This is a genomic window from Ruegeria sp. BB9 (assembly GCF_056539345.1).
This window is the reverse complement of the sequence record NZ_JBQFUU010000002.1, coordinates 96,669-122,276: the sequence shown is the minus strand read 5'-3', so window position 1 is coordinate 122,276 and position 25,608 is coordinate 96,669. Positions and strand designations below refer to the sequence as shown.

Genomic DNA, 25,608 nt, shown 5'->3' with positions numbered 1-25,608 from the left:
GCGACTACAATCACAACTGCCCGCATTCGTGCCTCGACGGGCTTACCCCGTGGGAGTATCACCAACGGTCAAAAGGGGACCATAGCCTGAACAGTGGAGGGCAATGGATGAAAAAGAGGTTTTCAAAATGATTAGTCGCAGGGGTTTTGTTCTTTCCCAGGCATCATTTTGTATCTTTGGTGGCGGCCTAGCGTCATCTGCCCACGGAGGTCCGCACTCATTTCCGGGACAGCTATTGATTTCAGGTTTCCGAGGTACCATCCCAGCGGACCCGGAAGTTGACCAGGTTAGGCGCCATATTGAGCGGGGTGATGTGGCCGGCATCATGCTCCTGAAGCGCAATATCAAATCTCCTGAACAGTTGTACCGTTTAACATCGTCATTGCAGGAGGCTTCGCCTGATTTACCGATTATCATTTCCATAGACCAAGAGGGCGGTCACGTGACACGTGTGGGTCCCTACAACGGCTTCATGTCGTGGATGTCAGCTGAAACCCTGTCCAAATCTGGTCGCAGCAGTGAAGAAATACTGGGTTACTATACGGAGCGAGCAAGGGAGCTGGCTGAGGTTGGAGTGAACTTGAACTTAGGGCCTGTTGTCGATCTAAATGTGAATCCGTTCAATCCAATCATCGGTTCGAAGGGACGCGCTTTCGGGCGAAGCGTTGATGATGTTCTTCGGTTCGCTGAACTTTTCATTCAGGCTCACCGGTCGGTTGGTGTGAAAACCTGCCTGAAGCATTTCCCTGGGCATGGCTCATCTTTCGAAGACAGTCACAAAGGTAGCGTAGACATCTCTCAGACATGGAGGCCTGAAGAGATTGCGCCTTTCGAACGGCTGGTGCGCGTTGGGTTGGCTGATTCCATCATGAATTCGCATGTACTCCACAAGTATCTTTCGGATGAGCCGTGGCTCCCTACATCGCTCTCCAAGCGATCTGTAACAGAGATGCGAGAGGGACTTGAATTTGAAGGGCCGGTGATCACGGATGATATGCAAATGGCCGCAATCACTGACCTCTTTCCGTCCACTGGTGCCAGTGTGGCTGCGGTTCAGGCTGGGAACACTCTTCTGATCTATTCCAACTACAAAGACCAGTATTCAATCCATTCGATAGCCGAGGTCAATCAATCACTCCAGTCAGCGATTATTGAGGGTGTCCTGAGCCCGGATATCATTGCGGAGCGTGCTACTGTTGCTCGGAAGTTCCGGGCAACCCTGGTCAGTTCTCATTGATCACCCCGGAGATAATTCCAAGCTGGCGTCTGTAATCTCCGACGCCCCACTTCGGAAAACACCATGCTTGCTTCGGCACATAGGAAAAGGCAACGCAATCGTTTGTAGCCTGACAGGCATGCCGGCACTGGTCAAGTGACATGTTGCGAAGGCCCTTCGGATAGAGGTCATATCCCGGAATATCCAAACCGGTCGCCTCTACGAAGGGTCGGTTAAAAACATCTTGGTTAATGCGGCTATAATCGATGATGCCGCTGGTGACATTTGCGGCTATACTTACATTTTCGACACCAGATTTTGGCCAGCACCATCGGGTCGCGTGTACGTAGCTCCAAGCAGCGCATGATGGGGTGCGTTTGCAATAATTTTCGCATTGATAGAGGCTAACGTCCCGTAAGCCCTGAGAATTTAGGTCCATCCCAAAAAAGTCAATATTGTTAAACTTGTTACTGCCATTAGGATTTGATTGAGGCACTGGTGGTTGTGCAGATGGCGCAGGTCGCGCTGTTTGATCTTTTTCAGGCGAGACTGGTGGTTTGTCTGGGCGAGTCAGGGCGCTTGGCGTCACAGTCAAAAATTTATCGACCTCAGCCACTTGATCCAAGAAGTTCTGATCGTCAATTCCGAGGCCGAGTCTTTGCTTCTCGGCGGATTTGAAGTAGTAAATGTCCTCCGTCCCAAACATCTTCTCATAGACAAAGGGTGGAGTGTCAAACTCATTAAGGATCCCAATGATATCCGATGTCGTGTATTGGGTGGATGCAGTTGTGACATCCTTTCTACCTGGGGCCGCAGCATCCGGGGAACCAGAGTAAAACTGGTGGACGCCCAACTCGCCGAGCACCATACGCTTTCTGCCACCGAGAAATATTTTTGCACATGAAGACTCGCAGCTTGCATCTTCTGGGATGTAGGTGCCAACACTTCTGTCATGCAGGATGCTGGCCATCTGAAGTGCTTCGTAAACACTTCCGCCCGCGCTCGCTGTCACAACCAGATTGATTTCATGATCTCGCATTGCGCGACGAAGTTCAAAAGAATCTCCATCTTTGATCTTTCCCACCAAAAAGAGAACACTCGGCAGTTCGTCGTAGTACCGATAGCTGCCGTAGCTTTCGCTTTCTCCAGATGCGATGCTAGGCATCATTGCGAGAAATGTGCAGGCTGCGAATAGGCTGGCTCGCATGAAAAAGAGGTCCCGGAATCTTCTGTTGTAGGTAGATGGTATCAAGAATTTCGGTGATGTTGTGGCGTCTCTGCGGCAGCGCCGAATCACCTTTATTTTGGCTTCCTTTTCCGCGGACATCAGAAGGTTCCTGAAGGCACCACCGCGACCCTAGGCTGTCGAAAATCCCAGCTCATTTCAGCTTCCTCCGTACTTCTCAGCTAGATCTATCATCGACTTTGGGATTGATCCAAAGCTCACAAAAACAACCTCTAGCCCGCTGTTACAAAACAATCGTAGACTCTTTTCCATTGCTTCGTCGATCCAGTCGTCACGATTTCCAAACGCACCCCCACCCAGTCGGGTAAGCAGAACGATATTGGATATGCCGCGCGTGCTATTGATCAACCCTGCCCACAATGTTGCTTCGTATGCAGCTTCGAGCACAAGGCGTGCAAATGGTTCCCAAATTTGGGCACTGATTCTGGAGTAAGCGACCGGAAGGGCAGAGCAAAATGCCTGCGAAACAAGAAACGGTTTCTCAGCTTGTACGTCTGTGACTTCAACATCGGAGTGAAGTCCTATTCTAAGTCTTCCTTTCAGATCATCTAGCTCAGACTGTGTCATCGCGCTGAGGAGAGCGCTGATGCGCTTGAGGCTTGAATTGCTTGGTAGTGCGTATCCATTTTTCATCGGCAACAGGTTGTCAGCATCTGTCTTAAGCAAGCTTCCAAGTGCGAGTGCCAAATCAGCCAGACAGTTGATTTGCCGGTTTCCGGTTTGCCCTATCCCGCCCCCTACTGGGTGAAGATAGTTGCGGTATATCGTGGCGGCGCCGGCAGCAATTGCACACGCAGGTCCCTGCGTTCGGTCGAATGCATAACCCGAAACACCGTCTTGGGGTGAAACGCTTGGGCTCACCATCTCAAGGGCGTTGAACTGCGAGGCTACCTGAAACAATGCACCTTCGAACCGGGACTTTTGGTGTATCTGCCTGATATCCCCGGAGATGTTGGACACGGAAAGGCACTTATTTTTGTGTTGCAGCAAACCTGAACTCCTCAGCTCTGCCAAAGAAGGCAGTTGCAGGTCTCCTACGGCAGCTCTACGATTTGAGAATTGCGAACAGAGAAGCCCATTTTGCACCGACAAGCACGATTGGGTGCTGTGATAATCCGTTTCCTGAAAGCCGGTAATCGCCTCAAACCAATCCATGCTGACCTCTGCCTGTATGCTGTCTCGGGGTGCGAGAATATTAGTGTATCGCTGGTGTTTGTTCTATTTTGCAGAATTCCGTTATTTGGCGCCCAAACCGACCTTATACAAGCTTTCGCCCCAACGGTTTCTTGTGATTGATCGAGAAGGCGGCTTTGGCTCGGTAACTTAGCCAGTCGTCTTCCTGCATCGGTGACTGGGCTGCGGCCTGTCGCAATGCGGCCTCGAAAACAGTCAGATCCAGTTCCGGACGCGTCTTTTGAAGCTCTAAGAAAACCGTTCGATTGAACCTTCCGGGAACCACTGGATGTCCCAACCTGATTTCGCAGATCCTGGAAACCTTCTCGTTCCGGATCTTGAAGAAAGAGCTTTCCAGCGTTCGCAGGGTTTCCGCATGCGTTTCCGGGACAGCCAAGTGCCAGTGTATTTCGTTTCCAGCCTCGGACGCGCGCCGTTTCTGGTGTTGAACGACCGCTATCCGGCTTGCGGAAGTCTTTGGAACACCATACTCACGGCAGATTTCCAAGATCACGAGCGCCAGATCCCCTGTTGTCATCTTCGCATTTGGTGACACGGAAAAATGCCGGACCGCAAACGCTTTGCCGGCCAAGCTGGAGATCTCGCCCATGGTCAAAATGTCGTGGGGACGGCCCTTAAGCCAGGTCACTATCTCGTTGTCTTTTTGATCGGACAGGTAATTTGCAATCTGTCTTGCCCGGCCAGCAGGAACCCTTGTCGACTTGATGATCATTGAGCTCGCCCCAACAGACGGGTGCGGATTTCGGTAACACCATCATATGATTTTGCGAGCAAGACCCTGGCGCTTTCGAGGTCGGAACCGGAAACTTGTTCTCGTGCGGACATTTCTCTGAAGCTGTGCGCCAAGAACTTGAGGTCTGCACTGATATCGATGAGGAGCGCCAAAACCTGAACCGCTTTCCTCAACTCGGATGGAACCGGTTTCTTCGATCTTCTTCTCCTGGCGCGTTCCCTTGGCAGGTTTTCACTGTATCCAAGGGCTTCCGCAATAAGAATCCGGGCAAAGGATGTCGGTGAGATGCCGTTCTCTTCTGCCTTGGCCTTGATGGTTGCGAACAAATCCCGATCAACCCGTAGACCTATCATTTCTGTTTGTTTCTTTTGTGTTGTCTTCCTCAATGTGCATTGCTCCTCAGCTCGGCCCCGGCTTTCAGCACGACTGGCTATGCCAGTTGCGGAGGAAAGTGTCTCGCCGCTTGCAAGAAACAAAATCGTGGCCGAGCCGAGGCAACGTGCTTGTGCCTTGCGCGCCAAGAGCAACCTGCTTTCTAGCAGCAGGAGAAATCTGGATGGGACAAGTTGCGCAGGTCACTCTATACAAATCGAGGACATTCGGGAGAAACGGGAAACCGGTACTTTTGGGAATCCTAGAACTCGGGGATCAGCACCTGATCACTATCGCGGACATTGAGATTTTCCCAGGTTGCCAAGCCGAAGTATTCTTGGAACTCCATGCCCAAACCAGCAAAGGAGCAGAGGTCTACCGGGGGAAACTGGAGGTGGTCAAGCAGAAAGATCCCGGTGATCCGAATTTGGCGGGGGTCATAAAAATCAACAAATCGGATTTCTTTTGCAGCCTTTGGGTGTCCCCCGAAATCTTGAAAACGAAGTCTCTGAAATTGACCTTTGTGGAAATCGTGAAGCCACAGCAGCCTCTGCGACCGCTCCGGAAGGGTCGGCATCGGTTGGTCAGGCCACAGGCGTCTGTCTAGAGGGCTCCATAGTGATGGACCGTTCTGGCCAGGATATCTGGAAGCTAACTGGCGGAAACATCTCGATCTTCCCTTATGCGTTCGGGATCAGGTGATACAGCTCACCGAAGACCAGGGTGACATGGATGATGACGGCCGCGACATGCAGCTGGTGGTAGATTTCTTTCGCAATGTGGACCATGGCGATCTCCAATCAGTTTTGTGCTTAGTGGGCTATTTGTGCCAAAAATTATCGAATGTGTCAATGCCACAATTGACACAAAGGCGGGAAGCGACCATCTTTGAGCGTAGGAGGCACACATGTCAGACGAAGTTGAAAAAGAGAAAAATGTCCGGCTGCATATCTATCTACCGCAGGGCGAAATCGATGCGATTGATGACTGGAGCTTCAAGAACAGAATTCGAGCGCGAACAAAGGCAATCCGGGAACTGGTTAAGCTGGGGCTAGAGAAAACGGCAGAAGACGCGGTCGATTAGGCTCATCCAAATGGTGGCTATTGTGCCGCTGTCCCAATAACTGGCGCTGGACAAGAAGAAGCCGGCGGGCAAATCCACCCAGATCTGGATGCTGATCGCAGCATTGGTCGAAATGGTCGGGAAGTGGACTTGCGCCAGCGCGGTGCTGCCCCGACTGCTTCGACACATCTGTCGAGAGCCGGCTGCGAATCTCACCCCAAGTGAACCGCTTACAAACGAGAAAGGAACGCCATGTCTACGGCCGCATCCGCATTTTCGAAACGGTCGGAAGATGGGGCTGGGTCAGTATCATGCATCAGCTAAGCTGACGGCGCCTGGCACGTCACGTCTTCGCTGCCGCACTCTGTGAAGTGACACCATTCTTCATCATCCATGTACCAAGAGCCTAGAACTTTCCCATCAAGAAGAAGAACGTCGCAGCGTAGGTCGTCGTTATTGTAGCCACACACTATGATTTCGTGACGAACGTGAGCGCCTTCATCGATCAAAGAAGCGATTGCTTGGAACTGTGAACAGACCGCAGCTAATTCCGGATAGAAAATCCGGCCGATCTCAAAAGAATTTTACTTCAGGGTGCCTGTGTATTGGTTTTTGGCCTCATAGGCTTCTATTTCACAAACCAAGCTACCGTGAGTCTCTGCGGTAACGTACGCCATCCGCAACTGCTACTGCCGCTAATTCACAAGACAATTTGATCCGATTGATAAACAAGAATGTTTTCAGGACTGCTAATACGGCAGACATAGTGAGACAGAACCTGCTTCAGTCCGCTGTAACTTTCTCTTCGCTCGGACACAATGAACCTGAATGCAAAAGAAGTCCCACCTGATTGCCTGTTCCGGATCAAAACTGGAACCTGATCCTCTATCAGCGCAAGGCCAGAGGTTTCCGAGCCAAAGGCAGTAAGGTTCAAACCCATGTAGACTGAAGTTTTGATGGACGAGAACTCATAGGGATCCCAGTCGATGAAGTCCCAGCCAAACGAATCTCTGTCTTCCAGTTCACTAGTAACAGCGTCGACGCATTTTCTGCCGGCTACTCGAAAATCCTCTTCTGTCATTCCGGCTAGCCAGCTTTCAAGCGCTTCACGCTCGGCTTGCTGTTCGGCCAAACGGCGCGTTTCGGCGTCAGCCCTCGACTGCTCAGCAAGTTGCTTAGAAGCTCTCTGGTTCTGGAATGCCCAGTAGCCGAAGGCGGATACCGCCATCAAGGCAATAATCAATGTTAATTTTAGCCTACCGCGTTCTGTCATTGGGCACCTCAAATCACTTTTCTTTCTTAAGCAAAAAAGTCCAACAAACACAAATGGGTACTAGGTGACGAGCGAAAGAACCTCAAAGTCAACCGCCTCGAAGAACTCATGCCCAGGCGCTACGCCGAAAGTGTGGGCGCGGCGCACCGATTACGATCAAGTCTGAAGTTTTGCAGACAATTGAGGCTGACCACCGGCCCAATCTCGCAAATTGAGCTATCATCAAGAAGAGATGGTAAGAACAGCCCTCAAACTACTTGTTCGGAAATGCGTCGCTGAAAACCGATCAGTTCGTGTATGCCGCTTGAAACCGGATCAAAGACCCATTCATGATCAAAGAGGCTCTCTAGGCGCCGTGACATGAACGAACGATCCACGATCAGTGAGTTGAATCGATTTCCTTTGGCTCTTTGCTCACAGATTTTCTTCGATACGTGATCGGGCAAGCTCGCCATGATGAAGTCAGAAATGACAAGCACGTCAGCATTTTCATAGGTCTTGTTTTCCATCACCTCCAATGAATGAAGGAGGGCGGGAGCAACATCAGTTCCTCCATGAAAGGACATCTTCAAAAAATCCATCAGACGGTCCAACTGAAGACCCTCGGACATGTTAAAAACTTCGATCCCGGTAGAAAAGTTGACGATATAGCATGGGCGCTTTTGCTCTCTTGCCCTGGTGGCCATGAACAGAGTTACGGCTTTGGCTATTGTTTCTGGGGTTCCGGACATGGATCCGCTGGTATCCACACAAAGGATCATCGGCCCCAGCTGTTCTTTTTCAATCGTCTGGATGTCCTGCTCGGTTTCAACGGTTTGACTGCTGGTTTGGATACCCTGCATGTCAAAACACATCAGCCTCGCCTCCAAGTATTTAATATCAAATAGTAACTCAGTTTCCGAGTCAGCAAGTAGAGCCAGTTCGCTAGGCAGCGCATGCTCCAAGTCGCGACCAAGCCGAACGCCGACTATTTCCTCTTTCGAGTTGACGTCTGGCTGTTGAACTTCGACCGTTATCGATACCTTGGCGCGCTCAATCCGCTCGGAAGACTCCAGTTGCCGCATTTTGCCCAATAGGTCACAAAGTGATCGAACACCTTCATCTTCAGCAAAATATTGAGCCCAGCGACGAAACTCTTCGATGTCTTGCGGAGATAGGCTCCCACCCGACAAGTTGAACAAAACCCCACTGTCGAGACCAAGCACCTCAAGCGAAGTTTTCAGCTTTTGAAACATCTCTAGGAGTTCAGCAATCCTTCGGATCAGCTCTGAGCGGAGCTCTGCAATTCTCGCCAGTTCCCAATCGCTTCGCGCTCTGTCGAGCGTTTTTTGCCACTCAAATGTCAACTGTTGAGTTGAAACAAGCTGTTTACCGAGAGCTTCACCCAAAGCGCCTTTTGGTTTTCTTGCCGTGTAAAGCAATTTCCAGTATGCCTCGTTGCCCGGTTGCCCAACAGCCTTGCACAGTTCTAGGTAATCCCGCACGGCGGATTTGCGTACCGATCTGAGCTTTCGCTTCTTTGAAGGTAGTTGTCTCCATTCATCGAAAGCGCGTTCGTGATCGCCGAATGGCGACTCCGCTTCCACGATGTCGCCCGCTTCTTGTTTCCAGACCCTGATTTTTTCCTGAATATGAGTCTTGAGGCTTTGCGCATCATCTAGAATATCAGCGTAGCGCGCTAACGCAGACCAGATATCGCCCGCCTCTTCGAGGGCCGCATTCACTCGCATAGAGCTTCAAGCCTGTGGCAGTCTGCAATCCGCTGTTCGATGCTCTCGATTTGATCGCGAATTCCAGCCAGTGCTATTTGGGATTTTGCCTTAGGGACAAACGGAGAGGCCAGTTCCGCATCGTACCCTTCAAACCGCTTCTTCACACCCAGAAGAGCGGCTTTGTAAGCTCTTCTCAGTTCAGCACCGCTTGCCTTGAGATCTTTTACGAGTCGAGCGTTTATGTCTACTTTCTTGTCGCCCTTCTTGAAAAGAATACGGGGCTGAAACTGCTTCGGAATGATGTCGAAGCTATTGTAGTAGCCACTAGGGAAGAGATTGTACTTATCATACTTGAATTTGCAGGTTCCTTGACCATCAAAATCACAGGTTATTTCTTGTATCTCGTTTCCCCTGCCATCAACTGGATGAAACTTATCATTGGTCTTCATTTTCGAGAACGGAATATAAAAAGTCTTTTCGTGCTTTTTCTCTTGCCGGAGTAGCGCCACAGCCTGAACTTTGCAGTAGGTCTCAGACCCAATGTCGACAGTGTCATAGACATCTTCGGTATGATAAAGTTCTGTCCCAATTTCTTTGTCCAAGCTGTCCTTTTGCCGATCCAAGTCAGCAAGATTGAACCCGCTGTCAAAACCAGCTTCCTTGATCGCTTGGGCGACGATATCCATGACTTCATCGCGGTTATCCGCGTGCGTCCAAAGGCAATGTTGCAGTAGTATCGCATCGCTATGGTTCGTTTCCGCACGGTCATTAAAAAACGCGGACGCTTTCATCAGCGTTGCCGCCCGCTGCCATCTGCGATCTGAAACATAGACTTTCAGTTCGTCGTACCGCTTAGCCAGTTCGGCCCGTATCAGACCAATGATAAGAAAGGTCTCTTTGGACAGCGACACATTGTGAATGCGATTGCGCCAATCGGCCCATTCCTCCTTTGTAATGGCCAATCCCTCGGGAACATCGACTTCCGCTTCGGTTGGTTTACTGTTCAAAAGGCATTCGAAGTTTCCTGAGTCTTCAATTGGCCCTACCAACAGTCGGACAATGAAGCGATCAAAAAGTGCTTCCAGTCCTTGGTTAGGCTCGGGCGTTTCGTTGGATGCAGCGATCAACGCCTTAAGGGGAGCCGACTCGACCTTTGTGCCGTTTCTGAAAATATGTTCGTTCACAAGCGTCAGAAGTGTATTCAGGATTGCTGGGCTGGACTTCCAGATTTCGTCGAGAAAAGCGAATTCGGCAGTGGGCAGATAGTTTTCCGTTTTGCGCGTGTACCTATCCGCCTTAAGGTCCTTGATAGAAACGGGCCCGAAGACTTCTTCCGGTGTACTGAATCTGTTCATCAAGTATTCGAAGTAATCAGGGCGCTCGAACGCGCTCGCAATTCGACGGGAAATCAGGCTTTTGGCGGTCCCTGGAGGACCGAATAGAAAGATGTTCTGGCCACACATGGCCCCGAGAAGAGCGACCGAAATTATCTCTTCGCGCTCGAACATGCCTTCGCAAAGTACATCGATAAGAGACCGCACACGCGCTTGGTGCCCGCATTGGGGGAGTCTGCCCTCGCTGACTATTTGGCACTTTCGACCCTCAGCATTCGTATTGTTGAAAACGGGTGTTCCGCTTGGTGTCGAAACTTCTTTGTTCAATTCTTTTGTCCTTCTTGCCTTGAAAGAGCGGTCATCTTCTGTGCGGCCCTCCAGAGCTCGGTGCTTCGGAGCAATCAAATACCCAGATCTCGAAATGCTGCCTCAACTTCAGGTTTTAGTTCCCATGAAGCGGTTCTTTTATCGAAGTTTGCGAGAATGCCGCTGTAGAAGCTTGCATCACGAATGTCCGAAGGGTCCGCAGGCCACAAATCTGCCTCACGGCTTTTGCACATCGTTCCAAAATGCAGATGCCAGGTTTGTGCGTCCCAGCCTAGAGCGCGGCTGAGTTCCGTCGATGTCGATCCAGGGTGGTCCATCAAGACACGGATTAGTCGAGTCTCGGTCTCACTGGGAGGTACGCGGATGAACGCATGGATAACCCTTTCGGCCGGCTTCATTCCCGAAAGTTTGCGATTCAAGGCTTCGCGCTCCCGCTCCTCCAGCTCATCCAGCGCGGAAATCAACTGCCTAGCGGCACTGCGCTTTTCATTACTACCATCACCAATGAGTTTCTCAGCGTTTTTGCGCATGATTTGCCGCTGAGCAATGCTTCTACTTGGTAAACTCAGGATGATTTTTTTGATATCCATCTCAACCTCGTCTACTGTCTGTTCGAACTCTTGTGTCGCTGCCCAAGCTTTTTGTGAATAACAATGGATGCGTAGCTTCTCCTGCGTCTTTCGGAGCGTTGCGCAGGCGCCGCTAAACTCCTCTTTTGAAATCGGCGCGCGATTGAGCAAGGCCGATTGAACCGAGTCCCACGGGACTGTACGCCGTATCCATGCGCTATGCCTTGCCATCGCAGCGTTCGGATCTGCCAGGATGGATGTGACAAGGGCTTGTGTAGCGGTTCGCCCAATAGACGCAGACTGAACGACCAGCCAAAATATCGCCGGCGTACAAACCATCCGACGATAGACGTTTTCAGCCGCAACATTTCCGTTGGGTACTTTCACATAGGCTCCGGGCCCCTCGTAATCCGCCAGCCAGCCGATCCAGTGCTCTTTCTGGTTGGCGTACCAAGCACGTCCGTATTCAGAACCAACTTGCATTGCTTGCTCGACACAAGAAACCTCTTCGTGTTCGATAGGCAATGAACAAACCAGAATCGAAAGCTCACGCAGAGAAAGATTTTGGGTCACGCCGCCACCTAGCCAATCCAGCAAATTATCTCACTTCGAAACTTGTCAATATTGCGGCAGATTTTGGCCCGGTTTACGGTTGCGAATAAACCAAAAATTTTCGTTAGATGGCTGTGACCGCTGAAAAAAACCGACGTCTCACACCAAACTCACGGTTTCTCGTTTGGCTACTTGCAGCGGGTTGAGAAAAACCGTCACCGCCATCATCCGAGGCCCCGAGCAGAGCCAAATCGACGAACTCCCCTACTGAATACCCACCATCGTGATCTGGTGCACCGCATCCCCCTTGGACTCATCACTGAATTTGCTTCTCTCAATATCGGCTGCCTCGCGCCAAAGTTCGGTTAGGCGAAGCGACTACAAATCTAGGGTCACCTCCAAATGCCAAGTTGGGGGAGGTTCACTGAAGCTGATCAGTCCCACTTGAATGGCCGATATTTCCGGCAGCAGTTCACTTCTGTTTTTTTGTTCTGGTGCTATTCTGATTGCCTCACCATGAGCAAAGTTTGTTCGTTGGTTTGGCTGAGAAAACTGACCTCGAACAAACATCGAGAGAACGCTGTTTCCCCCGGCGCAGAAAAGCGCCGGAAGATGGATTCACAGTTCAAAATCTCTCCCATTTGCTTTCAAGAAGGCAATCAAGGACAGCTCCAGAGCCCGGACGACCGTCAGTTCCTTGCCTTCACGCAGGTCATCCCAAGCTGCATAGAGCTCCGGGTTCACATCTGCTGTGAACGTCTTTGTCCTGAGCGCAGCCCTTCGCCGGCTAGGACTCATCTGTGCCAGCTTTAACTGCGACGGCGACACCGCTGTTTTGCGCTCAAACAGCATGTCCTGGGCGGCATCCTCTAGAATGCTACCTAAAGCCGGAATTCTTGGTTCTGCGGTCATTTGCGTCCCCTCATGCCGCTTCGTGATTGTTGTTGAGCGTTGTCAGAAGCAACTCATTCGCCAAAGCCGATGCGTTGGCTTGGGCTGTCTTCGGAGATGACCCTTGAAACTCTCGGGGCAAATCGAGGTAGTCCCCTCCCAGGCTCATCATTGCCTGAAAAATTGGCCGTGCCGCCAACTGTGTTTTCAGTACCGGCGCACCAGCTTCCTCAAGAATCGACTTGATGGCCCCTGTAATTCTGAACTCAACCGCGCCTGGCTCCGTTTGATTGAGCAAAACGCTGGCGGGAATATTTCGACGGAGGACCTGGCTTTTCTGGCGCACTTGCTTGAGAACCTGCACCGCACCCAGCGCGTCCATCCGGCTTGCGCGGCAGGGAACGACTACGAAATCGGAAACCAACACGGCATCAATGAGGCTGGCGTCACTTGAGCCCTCAACGTCGACCAACACAAAGCTGGCTTCCTGAGCAGCCTTGAACACTTCCTCGGTGAGGTCTTCCTGGTCGACTTGTCGAACTTCGACCTTCGGATCTAGCGGCTTCAGGTTTGCCCAACTGAACAGCCATTGTTTTGGGTCGGTGTCCAGGATGATCGAAGACAAATTCAGCCGCGAAAACTCTTGTGAAATCAACGCGCATGCGGTCGACTTGCCACACCCACCTTTTGGCGAAAGAAATGAAATAACAGGCACTTGGTGACTCCTTATTTTGCCTGAATTCATTCTTGCAGATCGACCTTTCGGAAAGATTTAAGAAATCCTTGCGCAGGCTTCGGTTGGCAAGTCTTGAGAAACCACGTGTTGGAATGGATGGGCCAGCCTTGTCATGGAAAGACTTGCGTAGCCAAAACGACGAGACCCCGCACAATCGCGGGGTCCTTATCGAGGTTGGGTGGTTGTTAGATACGCCCAGTTACCTTGAACGAGATATCTCCGGTGATGCTGTCGTATTTGAAATCATCGATCTGAAACACCGTCGCTTTCCGGGTGTCGCTAGTCTGGCCGACATATTTTTCGAAAGACCCGTCAGGCTGGTCGATCTGAAAAACAACGAGCCAACTACCTTCCATCGCTTCGATCTGCTTCTCGAAGTCAGCGCCGACGCGCCATGCCTCGTGGTGATAGTGCTGATTCTTTCCGTCGTAGAACTGCCAATGAAAAACAGGTAATTCCATAGGTTTCTTCGCATTGAAGAGATAAACGGGGGCCGTCCATTGCCCCCGCTGGCGCGGGCCAACTCTATGTGGTTTGGGTGCTGCCATGCGTCCTCCTCACTTCTTCGATTTGCTTGATGAAGACGCGGCCTTCCGCCATCCATTGATCAAGGCTCAGGTCGTTCAGGCGCATGGTGTAAACCGAATCGGTCTCGAATATGTCGCCGTCATCAAAGTTGAAAAACCAATACCCCGCACCGCAATGCAACGAGAGGTGCTCATTTCCGATCCGCTTCAGGATCGTCGCTGTTCTGACTATCATCTTCCGCTCCAAGCCCATCTGAGTAATCGCTCAAATGCAGCGACGACAGTTCCGGCGAGAAATCCAGCCACTGTCCCAATGGTCGCCAACATAAAGAAGACGAAGGTCAAGCCTTTGGGGTTCCGCATTTCTCTCCAGAAGAGTTCGGGCAGTGTCGCTGGCCCGGTGAGGGCTGCCTCAATGAGGATGCCAATAGGCCACAACAAGCCGGTCACGAAGCCGATCACAGTGAATGCGACCATGAGCCTGAGTGATCGGTTCATGCCGTATCTCCTTTTGTTGAGGGCACGAAACCTTGAATTTGCGCCAGTTTCAAGCGGCGCTGTCCAGTTTCGAGGTGAACTCTGCGGACAAGCTGTCGGGCAATTCGCCCCAGCCCATGCTCAGGCAGGCCCTTCTGGCAGGCGGCCAATACGCATGGCGAACCTTCTGATAAAGTTCGACGGTGAATATGCTCCGGCCCTCCCTGAAACCAGAAAGGGCCAAAACTGGCCAGTTACTACACCGCCCGCAGCAGGATCATCCCGCCGCTACCGTGGCAGACTTTCGCACCGCCGCTTACACATGCGCCGCTTCGAAGAGCGCGGTCCTTACACTGGCATCCCCAGCTTTGGTTATCCAGCTGATCCGTTTTGGCCGGGATGACAGACAACGCCGCATGAACGCGTCGCGTCTCCATTAGGACAGGAACAAGACCATGCCGCTTCAGACCAGCCGCAAAAAACGAAGACATGGGGCCAGCTTCCAGGCCAATCGAACCAATCGCTTCGGAAAATGGATTGAGCGCTGCCGCAAGATCGTCAGGGCGGCTCTCCTTTCGACGCAGCTCTCCCGATGTTCTCGCGTTGCCACGCAAATGGAAAGGCGTCAAAAGCCTCGCAAAGTTATCCAAACAAAGAGTTGCCCAGGACTGGCCTCGCCATGGTCAATGGTTAACGAACTCTGAACACTCGATGGTGGAGCTCGCTCGTTAAATCTCAGCGAAACCCGTTCCCCGGACACTGCCCCCGTCAGCAATTTCGCTGGCCAATATTGAGAGCCGCAACGGCCGGAACCGAGCAGTGACTTTGAAGCAAATGATATTCGCGAACCGAAGAATTGATCTCTCCCCGACCTCGCGGTTCCGGGAGAAAGAAGATGGCAAAGACAGCCGAAACAGCAGCCGGGTCAACCGACCTGACCGATCCAATCAGGATCACGATTATGGAGGCCCCAAGCAACAGACCGCAGACTAAGAGGTTCCACCCAAGCGGAGTCGAAAGAAGCAGAAGAGCAAAATTCTTCCGACCGGACGAAGTCGAAATCCAGGGCTCCGACGACCTGGCTAAACTCATCCAGAGCCTTGCTACAGAACCATGCAAAGTCATCGTGATGGGCGCCGTCAGAGCGGCATTTCGCGACCAAACGAGCATCCGCAGACTGGCGCATCCAAAAGAGGATTGTGCGGCAACCCTGGAAGATTCAGGCAGCATCTTGTTGCACTTCGACGTCGACGATCTCGTGAAACCGGATCACCTCGGATGGGCAGACCCGGCGGTCTTGGCGAAGTGGGCTTGGGATCAGATCTGCCAGCGCCTCCCCACTCTAAATGAGGTGTCCGTAGTCTGGCAAGCGTCGTCCAGTGCAGCGATCCTTGGCAAAGAGCACCTGGCCAAGTTTCATTTCTGGTGCCTTGCAGACCGCCCGCTTCATGCATTTGAACGCAGACACCTATTCCAGCTTGTCGGCAGCGACACATCTCTCGCTGCAATCGCCCAGCCAAATTACACGGCCAATCCGATTTTTGATGGTTTTGAAGATCCTTTGAAGGGCCTCCCGCGGTCAGGGAAGATCGAGGGAACAAAGGAAAGGCTGGACACGTCAGGGATTGCCTTCCCAAGCCAGGGCAAGGAAAAGCTTGCCAATCCACGGCCAGCGAGCTCTGCAAAAGCAAAGGATTGCCGAAAACAGCCAGCCGAAAGTCAGAAATTGACGTCCAGGCTAGGGCAGGAACTGCTGTCCAAAGCTTGCGAGCAGATCCGCAACAATGGGGCCTCCAACCCCGCGATATTCAATCAAGCACAACTGATCGGTGGCTATGTAGCAGGCGGCGAGATTGCCTTGAGCGATGCCCAAAGCGCACTTCTGAGTGCCGCCCAATCGACGGGTTACGCCAGAGCCGACGAGGTGGTCGAAAATGGCCTGAAAACTGGCATGGGCCGCCCCATCAGCGCGGTTGCTCCTGCAATGGTCACGGAGCCATTCCATCCGGCGCCAACGCTTCCCAGGGAAGATTCCATTTCAAGGCACGCCAAGATCCTAGAAACCTGGGGAATACAAGCTATGGCTTTCCATGGAAAAGCATGGAAAGGCTCGGATCGCCCACATAATGAAACGGCGCCCCGTGCCTTGCTCGCCGGTGCCCAAGGCATCGGCAAAACGGCCTTCCTGGTGGGGCGAAGTGATAATCCGGGCTTTCTGCACAGCACGCACGGGTTGATTTCACTCATGCTTCTGCCAAACCACCAAAAAGCTGAAGAGGCCTTGGCGGACTACCTAGCATACGCACCCTCTGGTTCGCCACCAGCGGTAGTCTTGAGGGGGCGTAGTAGGCTGGATCCGGCTGCAAATGACAGCTCAACCACCATGTGCCGAGCAATCGTAACCGCGCAACACTTGTCTGAACACGGGGTGTCGGTTCGCTCGACGCTTTGCAAGAAGTGCCCGTTTCAAACCGATTGCGGATACCTGCGGCAGGAAGCGGACATCAAACACCACCTTAAGGCAAAGGCTGGCTTGGTGATCTTTGCCCCCCACGAGTTCGCCTATCTGCCGCTGCCGGGGGAAGCCAAGCCGGATCTTGCGGTCTTTGACGAGCGGCCGAGGGACTTCGCGGTCGAGGAAGTCCACGTAAGTCTTAAGGAGCTGGAGGAGGTCATCCTTCCGCCTCAGCGCGGATTCACGCGGTCGCGAGAGGCTCGCGATGAAGAGGTCTGCGAATCGTTGTTCGTTCAGGAAAGAGCCATCCAACCGGTCAAGCGAGCTCTTCTTGGAGCAGCGGGTGCATCAACAGGCCTGTCTCTCAAGATGCTTCGGAGCGCGGGTGTGACACGGGAGATGCTGGATCAAGCTATCGCGGATTTGGAGACCCTCAAGCCGAACAATATTCTGGGGATACTAGGCAGAACTTTAGGGGGCAGATCCGCAGAGGCGACGCATGCGGATCTCTCGCTTTTGACGGCGCGATTGAAAAGTTCCGCAGTAAGCCCAGTCCATCGACTCCAGTTCCTATTTGAATGCCTGCGGCAGGAAATCGAACGGGAGCATGAAATGGCTGTTTCCGTCTTCATACGTGGCCCATACCCGGACGACCATGCTTGGGAACCTTGTATTTCCGCAGTCAGGGTCAAGGAGTTGAAACATGGGCGAGAGGTCCCTTTTCTTTATCTCGATGGCACGACCGATCCTGACATGGCACGGATTGCATTTGGTGCAGACTTGGATTGTCATCGATATCCCGTGGAACGCCATGCCGTGATAACGCAGGTCTTGGGATGCAATTTCGCCAAGCGACGCCTGTGTGATGAAACCCAAGGAAAGCAGGCGCTGACTCCGAAGATCCAGGGCGAAAACCAAAGGCTGAAAGCTTGGTTGGAGGAAGTGATCGCGCGCTATCCGAAGGCCGCCGTTTTTGGCAACCGCAGTGTCATCAAGTCGCTGTCGATCTCGGATCCAGAGCGCGCCGGTCACTTCGGGGCTCTGCGTGGTCAGAACAAATGGGAACAACATGAGGCCGCCATCATCATCGGTAGGGAGCAACCGCCTCTGGTCGACGTGGAAGCGACCGCGCGAGCCTATGCCGCCGCCGCAGGTGATGATTTTTCATCAGGAGATTTCGTGACCACCGTGCGGGGAATCCGGACGAAGAAGGGGGTTTTGCCAACTGAGGTGAAAGCACACAGAGATCCCTGGGGAGATCGAGTTTTGCGCCAGATCCGAGAAGCAGAGATCGAGCAAGCGATGGATCGGGTCAGGCTCATTCACAATCCAAAACCGAAGCAGGTGATCTTGCTTTCACCCGTGGTTGTGGATGTCACAGTCGACAGAATTGAACCATGGCGCACGTTCAAAAAGGGAGGGAGCCGGGTTGCACAAGCCATTGCAAGGCACGCCATCGTGTTTCTCTCGCCAACCGACTGCGCCAAATACATGCCGGACATCTGGGCATCCAAACAGCTGGCCGCCACCGACCTCCCCCCCGCGAAAGAAATGTCAAAAGACCCATGTAGATTTATCTACGAAGGGGGATTTGACGGAAAGTGCCCGCTTCATGTGGCGTTCTGGCCAGAGACACAATCTGGTCGCAAACCCCGCAGGAAAACAGCCTTGGTGTTCGGCGAGGAAGCCGATGTGTGGGATCGTTTGGAAGCGCTAACGGGGCCGCTGGCAAAGTTTCAGGTTTTTAGAACCTTTCTTTCATGGTGTCCGTCAGATCAAGTCTGAAGTTGTCCCGTTTTATTGCAAAGTCACTCAATTTGAGTTCACTGTTAGCTCTTTGCGAGTGTATGCAGAGCCATTGCGAACTCGGACGCAAGCGGCTGGCCGCCCTTATGAGCCGCTTTTGAATGAAATGTTCTCAAGTTTCTTCGGTCTCGCCGGGGGTCTCTTAGGGTCAGGCTTCATAACCAGTAGATGACGGTTGCTGCGAGTGCGATGGCTGAGAAGAAGACCTTGGGGCAGCGATCTTAGCGGGTCGCCACACGCCTCCAATCCCTGAACCTGCCAAACATCATCTCGATGCGGTTTCGCCACTTGTATCTGCGCTTGTCGTATTTGACCGGCGTCTTGCGTTGCTTTCTATCGGGGATGCAGGCGCGTGTCCCTTTGTCTTTCAAGGCGTCTCGGAACCAGCCGGCGTCATAGCCACGATCACCGAGCAGCCAGTCCGCATTTGGTATGCTGCTGAACAGAGCCCGAGCACCGATGTAGTCGCTGACTTGCCCGGCGGCAACAAACAGGTTGAGCAGGCCGCCACGCTGGCGGGCCTGGCTCCGGTCGCTCGCGACAGTGGCGCCATGCGCGGCAAGCGCGCCATCGGAGGTGGCCGCCGACTGTTACGGCACGTGATGTTCCAGGCGGCGCTCGTCGCCAGCCATCATAACCCGCTCCTAAAAACCTTCGCCGACCGGCTTCGTGCCGCCGGAAAACCACACAAGGTTGTCATCACAGCCGTCGCCCGCAAGCTCGTCACAATCGCAAACGCGCTTTGCAAGTCTCGTCTCAAATGGTCCAATCAGGCCGCCTGAGAAATACAGTTGCTAGGAAAGCGTCGGATGATTGCTTTGGGCCCAAAGTAGATATCCTTGTTTCTACACAACACTTATCGTTTTTTTTTGGTGTATTTACTTGGATTACTGGTTGTCGCGCTACAATACCCGTGCTTTCTATTTTGGAATCGATGTTCGGCTAGAGAATGCATGAAGGTTCTAGAACGAATACCGTCTATGGACGACAACGGCTTGGCGCGCCTTGTAGCCAATGCCCATGCGCTTCTTGCACGAAATCCAGAAAACCCTGACGCGAAGAAAGTAATCGACGCAGTTCAGGCAGAGTGGGCATGCCGATTGGAGCTTTTCAAGAGCGGGAACTACAAGGCTTCCACACCCGAGAACGGTGTTCTCTCGGTCGTGGGCTATAAAGTTGGAAACGATGGAGGCTCCGAAAGGGATCGTCGGCAGAAGTTGGATTTCATAATGTCAGGAATTCTACCCCCAGTATCGTCGCCCGCATACATGGCCGAATGGGGTGAGCCAAACTCGCGAGAACGGTATCGCAAACTCCATCGCGTCATTCGCGTATTGGCGTCAAGCAATAAGAACTTCCCGAACAGAGAGGTCGCGGTTCGGCAGTGGGAAGAAGATCTTCTATACCTTGAGCAAACTTGGGCCTCAATAAGCGCGACCTAGCCTTGCCCTATCGCAACCAACAGAACTGAGGGCCTGTTCTTCAAAATCGTATGTCACAATTGTCAGGAGCAGGATTTCAAAAGAAAATGGCAACTTGGAACAAGAAAAATCACAAAGTGATGATTACTCAGTACCTCAGACAATGTACTGCATCGACTTGAAGTAGAGAACGACGCTTGAAAATTCATAGGATGACGAGTTCAACTGCTGTCGGGGTGTTGGCCATCGCCGCGCCTGCAGCAGTAGCTCTTTTTTTTATCTTTGATGAGGCGACTCGTGATGCAGGTCAACGTCAGAGCGTTTCAAGAGTGGCTTTCGAAGAGCCAAATTCTGATCAGTTGAAAGTGCCGGCCTTGGTCGGTTCATCTGCGGTTGCCAATGCAGATGGCTTGATTGTCGGCCGAGTTCAGGTTGTGGATGGTGATACTATTGACGTTGGGGGAGCACGAATTCGTCTGCACGGGATAGATGCACCGGAAAAAGGGCAAAATTGCAGAAAAAATGGACAACTATATAGCTGCGGTCAGAAAGCTGCCAGTTTCTTGAGACAGCAAACTGCAAACTTTGAAGTGGTATGCTATCCATTGAAGCTAGACCGATACGGGCGCATAGTTGCGAGGTGCGCTATCGGCGAGGCGGATGTGGGAGCGACAATGGTCGCCAACGGCTGGGCGTTGGCTTATCGCAAGTACGATCTTGCCTATGTGCCGCTCGAAGATCAAGCGAAACAAGCTCGACGTGGAATTTGGGCAGGGCAATTCGTTCGCCCGCATGATTGGCGAGCAGGCGAGAGACTTTAGAAAGGTAAAACATGTCTGAAAAAGATGCCAAAAGCGGTAGTGAAGTTGCTGTTCGTGTGGACCACACGCCCACCAAGTTGAGCTTTGGCCCCTCAAATGAAATTGACCTTGCGGGTTTGGACGAGGAACAGCGCAAGCAAATGCTCGCTGACTACAACAAGGGAATACTGGACGTTAGTAAGACCGCTCATGAAATGAAGGTCGACTTAGACGCGCTGCACGCGACGCTAAGCCACCTAGGAAACGCAACGAGTCAAGCAGCTAAAGACGGCACATCGGTTACGATCACTCATACACAAGATACGAACATTGGTCGTACCGAAATAATCATGGGTAACACAGACGAAGCGCAGCGTGGGAAACTCTCACGTTCTCAAACAGGTGAAACAAATTGGACGCCTTACTACATCTTTGGTGGCCTCGTTGCCCTGGTGATCATCGTCGCGGCTTTTGCTGGAGCGTGACGGTTGCCAAGTTTTGAGTTCATAGTACCCATCGGCCAGAGTTCTGAGCAAATTGCCGATAGCTTTCAACGCTTCGCAGATGGATTGCCCATCGACGAGCCAGAACGCAGGAAGCTGCTCAACTCATTTAAAGAAGACGCATTACCCAGTGTCGAACGGACTCTCGCCCTGCTTGCCGGAGGGAGTAATGCAAAGTATTCTAAAACGTTGCTCTCTGACAGCGGCGAAGTCCAAGTCACGTTTGATTCCACGAAACGTGGTCTTCTTGGCAAATTGAAGGCGGCCTTGGGAGGTTAATGGTTTGGCTCGCAGACAATACTATGGTCGGGGCTATGGTCACCGATCCAGAAGCGCCAGTCTTGAAGCTGCTCTTCAACACATTGAAGACGCGAGGGTTCTGTCAAAAGAGCTTGGCGGGACGGATAGGGACGTAAAAGAGTATTTCTTCTCTTTACCCCAGAACCAATTGACTCCGCTCCTTGCCGAGTACGGGCGAATTTACGGTTCGTCAGCCAAGAACTATGCAGAAAAAACGATCCCAAAATGGCGCTCAGGTTACACCCAAATGAGTGGTACCGTGGCGGAGCGGTTGTTCAAGCTATTGCCGCCGAGGATGCCGCTCAACAAAAAATATGAACTTGTTGGAAACCTTTGGAAAAATCTTGGACCCAAGTCCAATGTTGTGTTCACCGTTGGATATGACACGCCTACTGATCACGTGGTAGATGCGATTACGACCCACACCGATGAAGTCATAAAGAGTTTTGTAATTCCGGAAAACCTAGAAAACAGGTTCAAATGGATTTCTGCCGGGGATGTTGGAATTCGACAGCAACTACTGAACCATATGCAGAATTTGGAGCGTCAGCTCGTGCTCCAAGGTGTACGTCTTCAGGTGCCCAAGATGCAGGAACACTTGAGCTCAATCGAGGGGCAGCACACAAAGTCTGCGACTCAAGAATTCAAGGTAGGAAACCATGCGATCCGGCTGGAATTTGAAAAAGAACATGAGGGTATCTCAAAAGGCAGTATTCGCAAGCCGAGCCGTTCTATATCCGGGTCGAGCGACAGCGGTTTTGGATGGGTTATTTGGTTGATTGTTGGGATAGCCGTACTCTATTTCCTTGGTTAGAAAATTCGCACCCCTCCTTCGATTTCCCCCGTGAACGAAAAGCTGGACGCAATGCTTTCAGAACCACCCAGACCCTTTGAAAAGCCTGAACATCGCAGGGCGCTTAGGTTGTTGCGCATGATTTCGATTCTTCATGGGAAGGGTTTCCATGGGTTACGGTTATTTCCCCGTTTCACCGGTGCCGGTGCGTATAGGTTCTATCTCTTTCCCAGTCGCTATGCCGTCAGTTCCGGGCTTTTCTACAAAGACGATACGCCCAATCGCCTATTAGTAGGTCACAGCAATAGCGAAAGCGAACACTACTTTGGCAAAATTGAAGGCAAAGGGCTTTCCGCCCACAAACTGGCGATTCAGTTTATCAAGACTTTTCCTGAATTAATGGAAAAATCAAAGTTGAATGACTATGCATACGTCGGATGGTTCGCGACGTTGCTTGCGCGCAGCGAATACGGCGCGTTCCCAATGGTATCAGACGACAGCGATGGTCTCACGATGGTCGCTTTGGATCATAACAGCAGTATGGAATTTCCGATGCCGCCGCCACCGCCCCATGAAGTGGACTATCAGCTTCCGCCAAGTCTTTCCGGCATTGATAGGGCGCGCGCAATTTTCGTCACCTTACGTAAGCAGCTTGCAGGAAAATCCGACTTGTCCGACGAGCAAATAGCAAAACAGGCGATGTCAATTTACAATTATTCTAATGACAAGAAGTTTTATTCCAAATCTAGCGAACTGGAATTTGCAATTGAGATGTCCAGCCTGCTGCCTGAACTGCACCAACTGCTCGGCGACTGGGATGAAGCCAAAGCATTTCTCATACGCGTGATTGAAATCGAACGATTGAGCCAGCTCACCGATGAACAAGGTAGCCCCTAGCCTCAGGACTTCGGTAACGGGGTCGCCTCAGTCAGGCGATTTTACGCAGTCAAATTGATCCTCCAAGGTGGTGCGCTCGGATTGGGCGTGCCTGTGTCTACTTTCTGGCTACCTTCGGAGTAACCGTCAGACGAGGGCGCTCTGGCGCGGACGAAGCGTCCCCAGTTATGCTGCTTGCGCAGCGTAACTCCAGGGCATCAGCTCGTCGAGACGATTGATCTTGTGATCGGCGATGCGCCCGAGCACCTAAGTCAGCCAAGCCAGCGGATCTACGTTGTTCAGCTTGGAGGTCTCGATCAGCGTGAAGGCGATGGCCATGGCTTTTCCGCCGCCTTTGGAACCGGCAAACATCCAGTTCTTCCTGCCAATGGCCAAAGGCTGCATCGCCCGCTCGGATGAAGCGTTGTCGAGATAGGCTCGCGCTTTCGGCATCCGACCAAGGGCATAGGGGTTTGCCTGTGCCAATGGCAACTTGCCCGAGATACGAGAAGTTCGCGTCAAACCGGTTTTTGTAGCCGTTGCAGAGATTCCTGATGCGATTCTCAGATTCGAAACGGAGAATGCGGTCAAGATATGCATTGAGCACGTTTGGAGCTACCAACTCGAATGCCAGGCTACTATTCAGCCGGCCTCCTTTGAGCTACTCTCCAACGCTTGGACAGGACTTGGCGTAACTTAAGATACTTTCTGCTCCTGCTGATCCGGTTTGGTTTCTCCGTTGCCATTCTGATCCTCCGTTTTCCTGAGCATAACGGCGAACCAATTCATTGGGGGAGGATCAGTTCTGATCAGCCCCACCTGAGTCGCTTAGATGTCTGGTAGAATGCCCGCGAGTTGCGCGACTTCACAAAATCCCTTTTTGCCGTTCATACTCGTTCAATACTTCATCCACCCATAGCTGCATCGCTTCCCGCTTTAACTTCATATAAGGCGAATGCGCGTGATAAGAGTTAGAAGTAATCCTAGCCGGGCTTTGCTTGAGTCGGTCATAGAGAGCTTGATCTTGCAAATTGAAACCACCGATAATCTTATCGTCGATCTTGTGAGACAGTACCGCTGATGCCCCACCAGGATAGCCGGAGCAGCTTAAGAAATCTGTAAGAGTCCGCCGAACATCGTGCAATGACCACCACGGAATCCCAGCCTTGGCCAGCAGATCCGGTTTCTTTTTTTCGAGGTCGTTCTTGGCTGAATTTCGAGATGCCTTACGAAGCTTCTGCACATTAATTTTATCCCGCCCAGACAACCGGTAGAGCACCCTGTATGCTCCAGACCCTGTTACGCTTTTTTCAATGTCACGTTCGGAGGGGAGTAGGAGATCAGTATTTTCATACCGAGCACTCTGCGACAAAAGCCTGTGCACATGCTGCCAAGCTCTGTATGGAATCGGCAAAACAAAACGTTGTTTACCCTTGACCTGGTCATCTTCCCAGGATGCTAGAAGCCAGTCGCGACCGCATTCATCCGGTTTAGGTTCCTTTTTCAGGTCATCTTTTGATAACGACAGGGCAGCGCTTGATCTTTGGCAAGTCAGAACCACCCACCAGAGTCCGCCGAGCGTCAACGGATTGACGCCTTTGGCTCCAATACGCCGCCCCGGAAGGGGTTTATCTAAATACTCCTCCGCAATGAGCAGAGATTTCACGATGTCTTCAATCTGCGGCTTTCTAACCTTTGGCTTCACAACCTCAGGCGACGAAAGCGCTCGCCACCAAGGGATTTGTCCTGAAAGACCGCTGGCACCCGAGTGATTTTTGGCACACCAATTAAGCACCGATCTCGTATATGCAATGACCTTGTTGGATGTCGAAAGGCCATTTTCTTTTCTTACTCTATTGCGAACAGATTCGATGTCACCTTGTTCGAGTTCCGTCACCGGCATATTGATTACCTTGCCCCATGCATCCCGCGACAAGACGTATTCCATGTCTTTCTTGGATTTTGCAGAGATACGCCGTTCAGCATGGAGTGACCATTTGTCGGCAATAGCGACCTCAAAACACTCGGCTAACGTCCAGCTTTTCTTGGGTTCGACCAAGCGCTCAAGGGCATCCAGATGGCCAAAATTCTGGTGTCTCAGCTTTACATATTTGTCGACCTGCTCCGGCTGCGCTTTCAATACAGATCGAACGTCAGCGGCTAGTTGTCTTGCGTCCCGAGTGCTTCTCAAAGGCATATCCGAAGGATCTGGGTAAAGTTGCCCGATTGTCTTCGTCTTTTGCTGGAATCTAACCAACCAGACAGCACGCTTTCCTCGAACGCGTAGATGCAACCCTTGTCCACCATAGTCTTTGAACACATGAAGCTGGGTTGTACCTTTCTCAGCCATTCTTTCGGCTTTCGCCACAATTCTTCTGTCAATTTCGCATGCTTCTGTCGGCATGTTGTTCACCTCAAATTTTGTACCATTT

24 protein-coding genes and 2 pseudogenes are annotated in these 25,608 nt (G+C 52.0%); 9 read left to right on the top strand and 17 right to left on the bottom strand.

The window, feature by feature from the left end:
- Window positions 1-103 precede the first annotated feature (103 nt).
- Window positions 104-1,237, top strand: coding sequence for a glycoside hydrolase family 3 protein (locus ACR0FC_RS08015; protein ID WP_170339690.1), 1,134 nt, complete (start codon window positions 104-106; stop codon window positions 1,235-1,237).
- On the opposite strand, the gene ACR0FC_RS08010 is transcribed toward ACR0FC_RS08015, so the two are convergent.
- From ACR0FC_RS08010 to ACR0FC_RS07990, 5 genes are all read right to left on the bottom strand, one after another.
- On the bottom strand, window positions 1,224-2,543 hold the full coding sequence (locus ACR0FC_RS08010) for a PAN domain-containing protein (RefSeq protein WP_170339689.1): 1,320 nt from the start codon (window positions 2,541-2,543) through the stop codon (window positions 1,224-1,226). The genes ACR0FC_RS08015 and ACR0FC_RS08010 overlap by 14 nt on opposite strands.
- A 57-nt stretch (window positions 2,544-2,600) precedes the next feature.
- Window positions 2,601-3,617, bottom strand: coding sequence for a hypothetical protein (locus tag ACR0FC_RS08005; protein WP_170339687.1), 1,017 nt, complete (start codon window positions 3,615-3,617; stop codon window positions 2,601-2,603).
- Between the two features lie 103 nt (window positions 3,618-3,720).
- The gene (locus tag ACR0FC_RS08000) at window positions 3,721-4,368 is read right to left on the bottom strand and encodes a hypothetical protein (RefSeq protein WP_170339686.1); all 648 of its coding nucleotides are present in this window, start codon (window positions 4,366-4,368) and stop codon (window positions 3,721-3,723) included.
- Complete coding sequence (locus ACR0FC_RS07995) at window positions 4,365-4,910, bottom strand: hypothetical protein (protein WP_170339684.1); 546 nt, start codon at window positions 4,908-4,910, stop codon at window positions 4,365-4,367. Before ACR0FC_RS07995 ends, ACR0FC_RS08000 begins: the two co-directional genes overlap by 4 nt.
- Before the next feature lie 113 nt (window positions 4,911-5,023).
- A complete protein-coding gene (locus ACR0FC_RS07990) occupies window positions 5,024-5,338 on the bottom strand; it encodes a hypothetical protein (RefSeq protein WP_170339683.1) in 315 nt (104 codons plus the stop codon).
- Between the two features lie 330 nt (window positions 5,339-5,668).
- Here ACR0FC_RS07990 and ACR0FC_RS07985 point away from each other — a divergent pair, with 330 nt between their 5' ends.
- Entirely contained in the window at window positions 5,669-5,845 is a 177-nt protein-coding gene (locus tag ACR0FC_RS07985) for a hypothetical protein (protein WP_170339681.1), read from the top strand.
- Window positions 5,846-6,524: 679 nt separating this feature from the next.
- Here the strand turns inward: ACR0FC_RS07985 and ACR0FC_RS07980 are convergent.
- From ACR0FC_RS07980 to ACR0FC_RS07940, 9 genes are all read right to left on the bottom strand, one after another.
- Window positions 6,525-7,097 (bottom strand): hypothetical protein, encoded by a 573-nt coding sequence (locus tag ACR0FC_RS07980; protein WP_170339679.1) that lies wholly within the window; start codon window positions 7,095-7,097, stop codon window positions 6,525-6,527.
- A gap of 248 nt (window positions 7,098-7,345) precedes the next feature.
- Window positions 7,346-8,827 carry a VWA domain-containing protein gene (locus ACR0FC_RS07975; protein WP_170339678.1) on the bottom strand — a complete coding sequence of 494 codons (1,482 nt, stop codon included), beginning with the start codon at window positions 8,825-8,827 and terminating at the stop codon, window positions 7,346-7,348.
- Window positions 8,818-10,470, bottom strand: coding sequence for an AAA family ATPase (locus ACR0FC_RS07970; protein WP_217358606.1), 1,653 nt, complete (start codon window positions 10,468-10,470; stop codon window positions 8,818-8,820). Before ACR0FC_RS07970 ends, ACR0FC_RS07975 begins: the two co-directional genes overlap by 10 nt.
- A gap of 74 nt (window positions 10,471-10,544) precedes the next feature.
- Window positions 10,545-11,612 (bottom strand): hypothetical protein, encoded by a 1,068-nt coding sequence (locus ACR0FC_RS07965; protein ID WP_170339676.1) that lies wholly within the window; start codon window positions 11,610-11,612, stop codon window positions 10,545-10,547.
- Between the two features lie 597 nt (window positions 11,613-12,209).
- A complete protein-coding gene (locus ACR0FC_RS07960) occupies window positions 12,210-12,503 on the bottom strand; it encodes a hypothetical protein (RefSeq protein ID WP_170339674.1) in 294 nt (97 codons plus the stop codon).
- 10 nt (window positions 12,504-12,513) lie between these two features.
- Window positions 12,514-13,197 (bottom strand): nucleotide-binding protein, encoded by a 684-nt coding sequence (locus ACR0FC_RS07955; protein WP_170339672.1) that lies wholly within the window; start codon window positions 13,195-13,197, stop codon window positions 12,514-12,516.
- Between the two features lie 206 nt (window positions 13,198-13,403).
- On the bottom strand, window positions 13,404-13,766 hold the full coding sequence (locus tag ACR0FC_RS07950; protein WP_170339670.1) for a hypothetical protein: 363 nt from the start codon (window positions 13,764-13,766) through the stop codon (window positions 13,404-13,406).
- Window positions 13,744-13,980, bottom strand: a complete 237-nt coding sequence (locus tag ACR0FC_RS07945; protein ID WP_170339668.1) for a hypothetical protein — start codon at window positions 13,978-13,980, stop codon at window positions 13,744-13,746. The genes ACR0FC_RS07950 and ACR0FC_RS07945 overlap by 23 nt, the downstream gene beginning before the upstream one ends.
- Window positions 13,977-14,243, bottom strand: a complete 267-nt coding sequence (locus ACR0FC_RS07940; RefSeq protein ID WP_170339666.1) for a hypothetical protein — start codon at window positions 14,241-14,243, stop codon at window positions 13,977-13,979. Before ACR0FC_RS07940 ends, ACR0FC_RS07945 begins: the two co-directional genes overlap by 4 nt.
- 874 nt (window positions 14,244-15,117) lie before the next feature.
- Here ACR0FC_RS07940 and ACR0FC_RS07935 point away from each other — a divergent pair.
- Window positions 15,118-18,462, top strand: coding sequence for a hypothetical protein (locus ACR0FC_RS07935; protein ID WP_170339664.1), 3,345 nt, complete (start codon window positions 15,118-15,120; stop codon window positions 18,460-18,462).
- A 176-nt stretch (window positions 18,463-18,638) separates the two neighbouring features.
- On the opposite strand, the pseudogene ACR0FC_RS07930 reads toward ACR0FC_RS07935, so the two are convergent.
- A pseudogene (locus ACR0FC_RS07930) lies at window positions 18,639-18,974 on the bottom strand (transposase); the annotation flags it as partial.
- Here ACR0FC_RS07930 and ACR0FC_RS07925 point away from each other — a divergent pair.
- From ACR0FC_RS07925 to ACR0FC_RS07900, 6 genes are all read left to right on the top strand, one after another.
- A complete protein-coding gene (locus ACR0FC_RS07925; RefSeq protein ID WP_217358605.1) occupies window positions 18,957-19,265 on the top strand; it encodes a transposase in 309 nt (102 codons plus the stop codon). The pseudogene ACR0FC_RS07930 and the gene ACR0FC_RS07925 overlap by 18 nt on opposite strands.
- Before the next feature lie 851 nt (window positions 19,266-20,116).
- Entirely contained in the window at window positions 20,117-20,725 is a 609-nt protein-coding gene (locus ACR0FC_RS07920; RefSeq protein ID WP_170339663.1) for a thermonuclease family protein, read from the top strand.
- A gap of 11 nt (window positions 20,726-20,736) precedes the next feature.
- Window positions 20,737-21,189 carry a hypothetical protein gene (locus ACR0FC_RS07915; protein ID WP_170339661.1) on the top strand — a complete coding sequence of 151 codons (453 nt, stop codon included), beginning with the start codon at window positions 20,737-20,739 and terminating at the stop codon, window positions 21,187-21,189.
- A 3-nt stretch (window positions 21,190-21,192) separates the two neighbouring features.
- On the top strand, window positions 21,193-21,486 hold the full coding sequence (locus ACR0FC_RS07910) for a hypothetical protein (protein WP_170339659.1): 294 nt from the start codon (window positions 21,193-21,195) through the stop codon (window positions 21,484-21,486).
- Between the two features lie 4 nt (window positions 21,487-21,490).
- On the top strand, window positions 21,491-22,321 hold the full coding sequence (locus ACR0FC_RS07905) for a hypothetical protein (RefSeq protein ID WP_170339657.1): 831 nt from the start codon (window positions 21,491-21,493) through the stop codon (window positions 22,319-22,321).
- A gap of 117 nt (window positions 22,322-22,438) precedes the next feature.
- Window positions 22,439-23,197 carry a hypothetical protein gene (locus ACR0FC_RS07900; protein WP_170339655.1) on the top strand — a complete coding sequence of 253 codons (759 nt, stop codon included), beginning with the start codon at window positions 22,439-22,441 and terminating at the stop codon, window positions 23,195-23,197.
- A gap of 165 nt (window positions 23,198-23,362) precedes the next feature.
- Here the strand turns inward: ACR0FC_RS07900 and ACR0FC_RS07895 are convergent.
- Both ACR0FC_RS07895 and ACR0FC_RS07890 read right to left on the bottom strand, forming a co-directional pair.
- Window positions 23,363-23,683: pseudogene (locus ACR0FC_RS07895) on the bottom strand (transposase domain-containing protein); the annotation flags it as partial.
- Between the two features lie 358 nt (window positions 23,684-24,041).
- Window positions 24,042-25,580, bottom strand: a complete 1,539-nt coding sequence (locus ACR0FC_RS07890) for an integrase family protein (RefSeq protein WP_170339653.1) — start codon at window positions 25,578-25,580, stop codon at window positions 24,042-24,044.
- Between the last annotated feature and the right edge of the window lie 28 nt (window positions 25,581-25,608).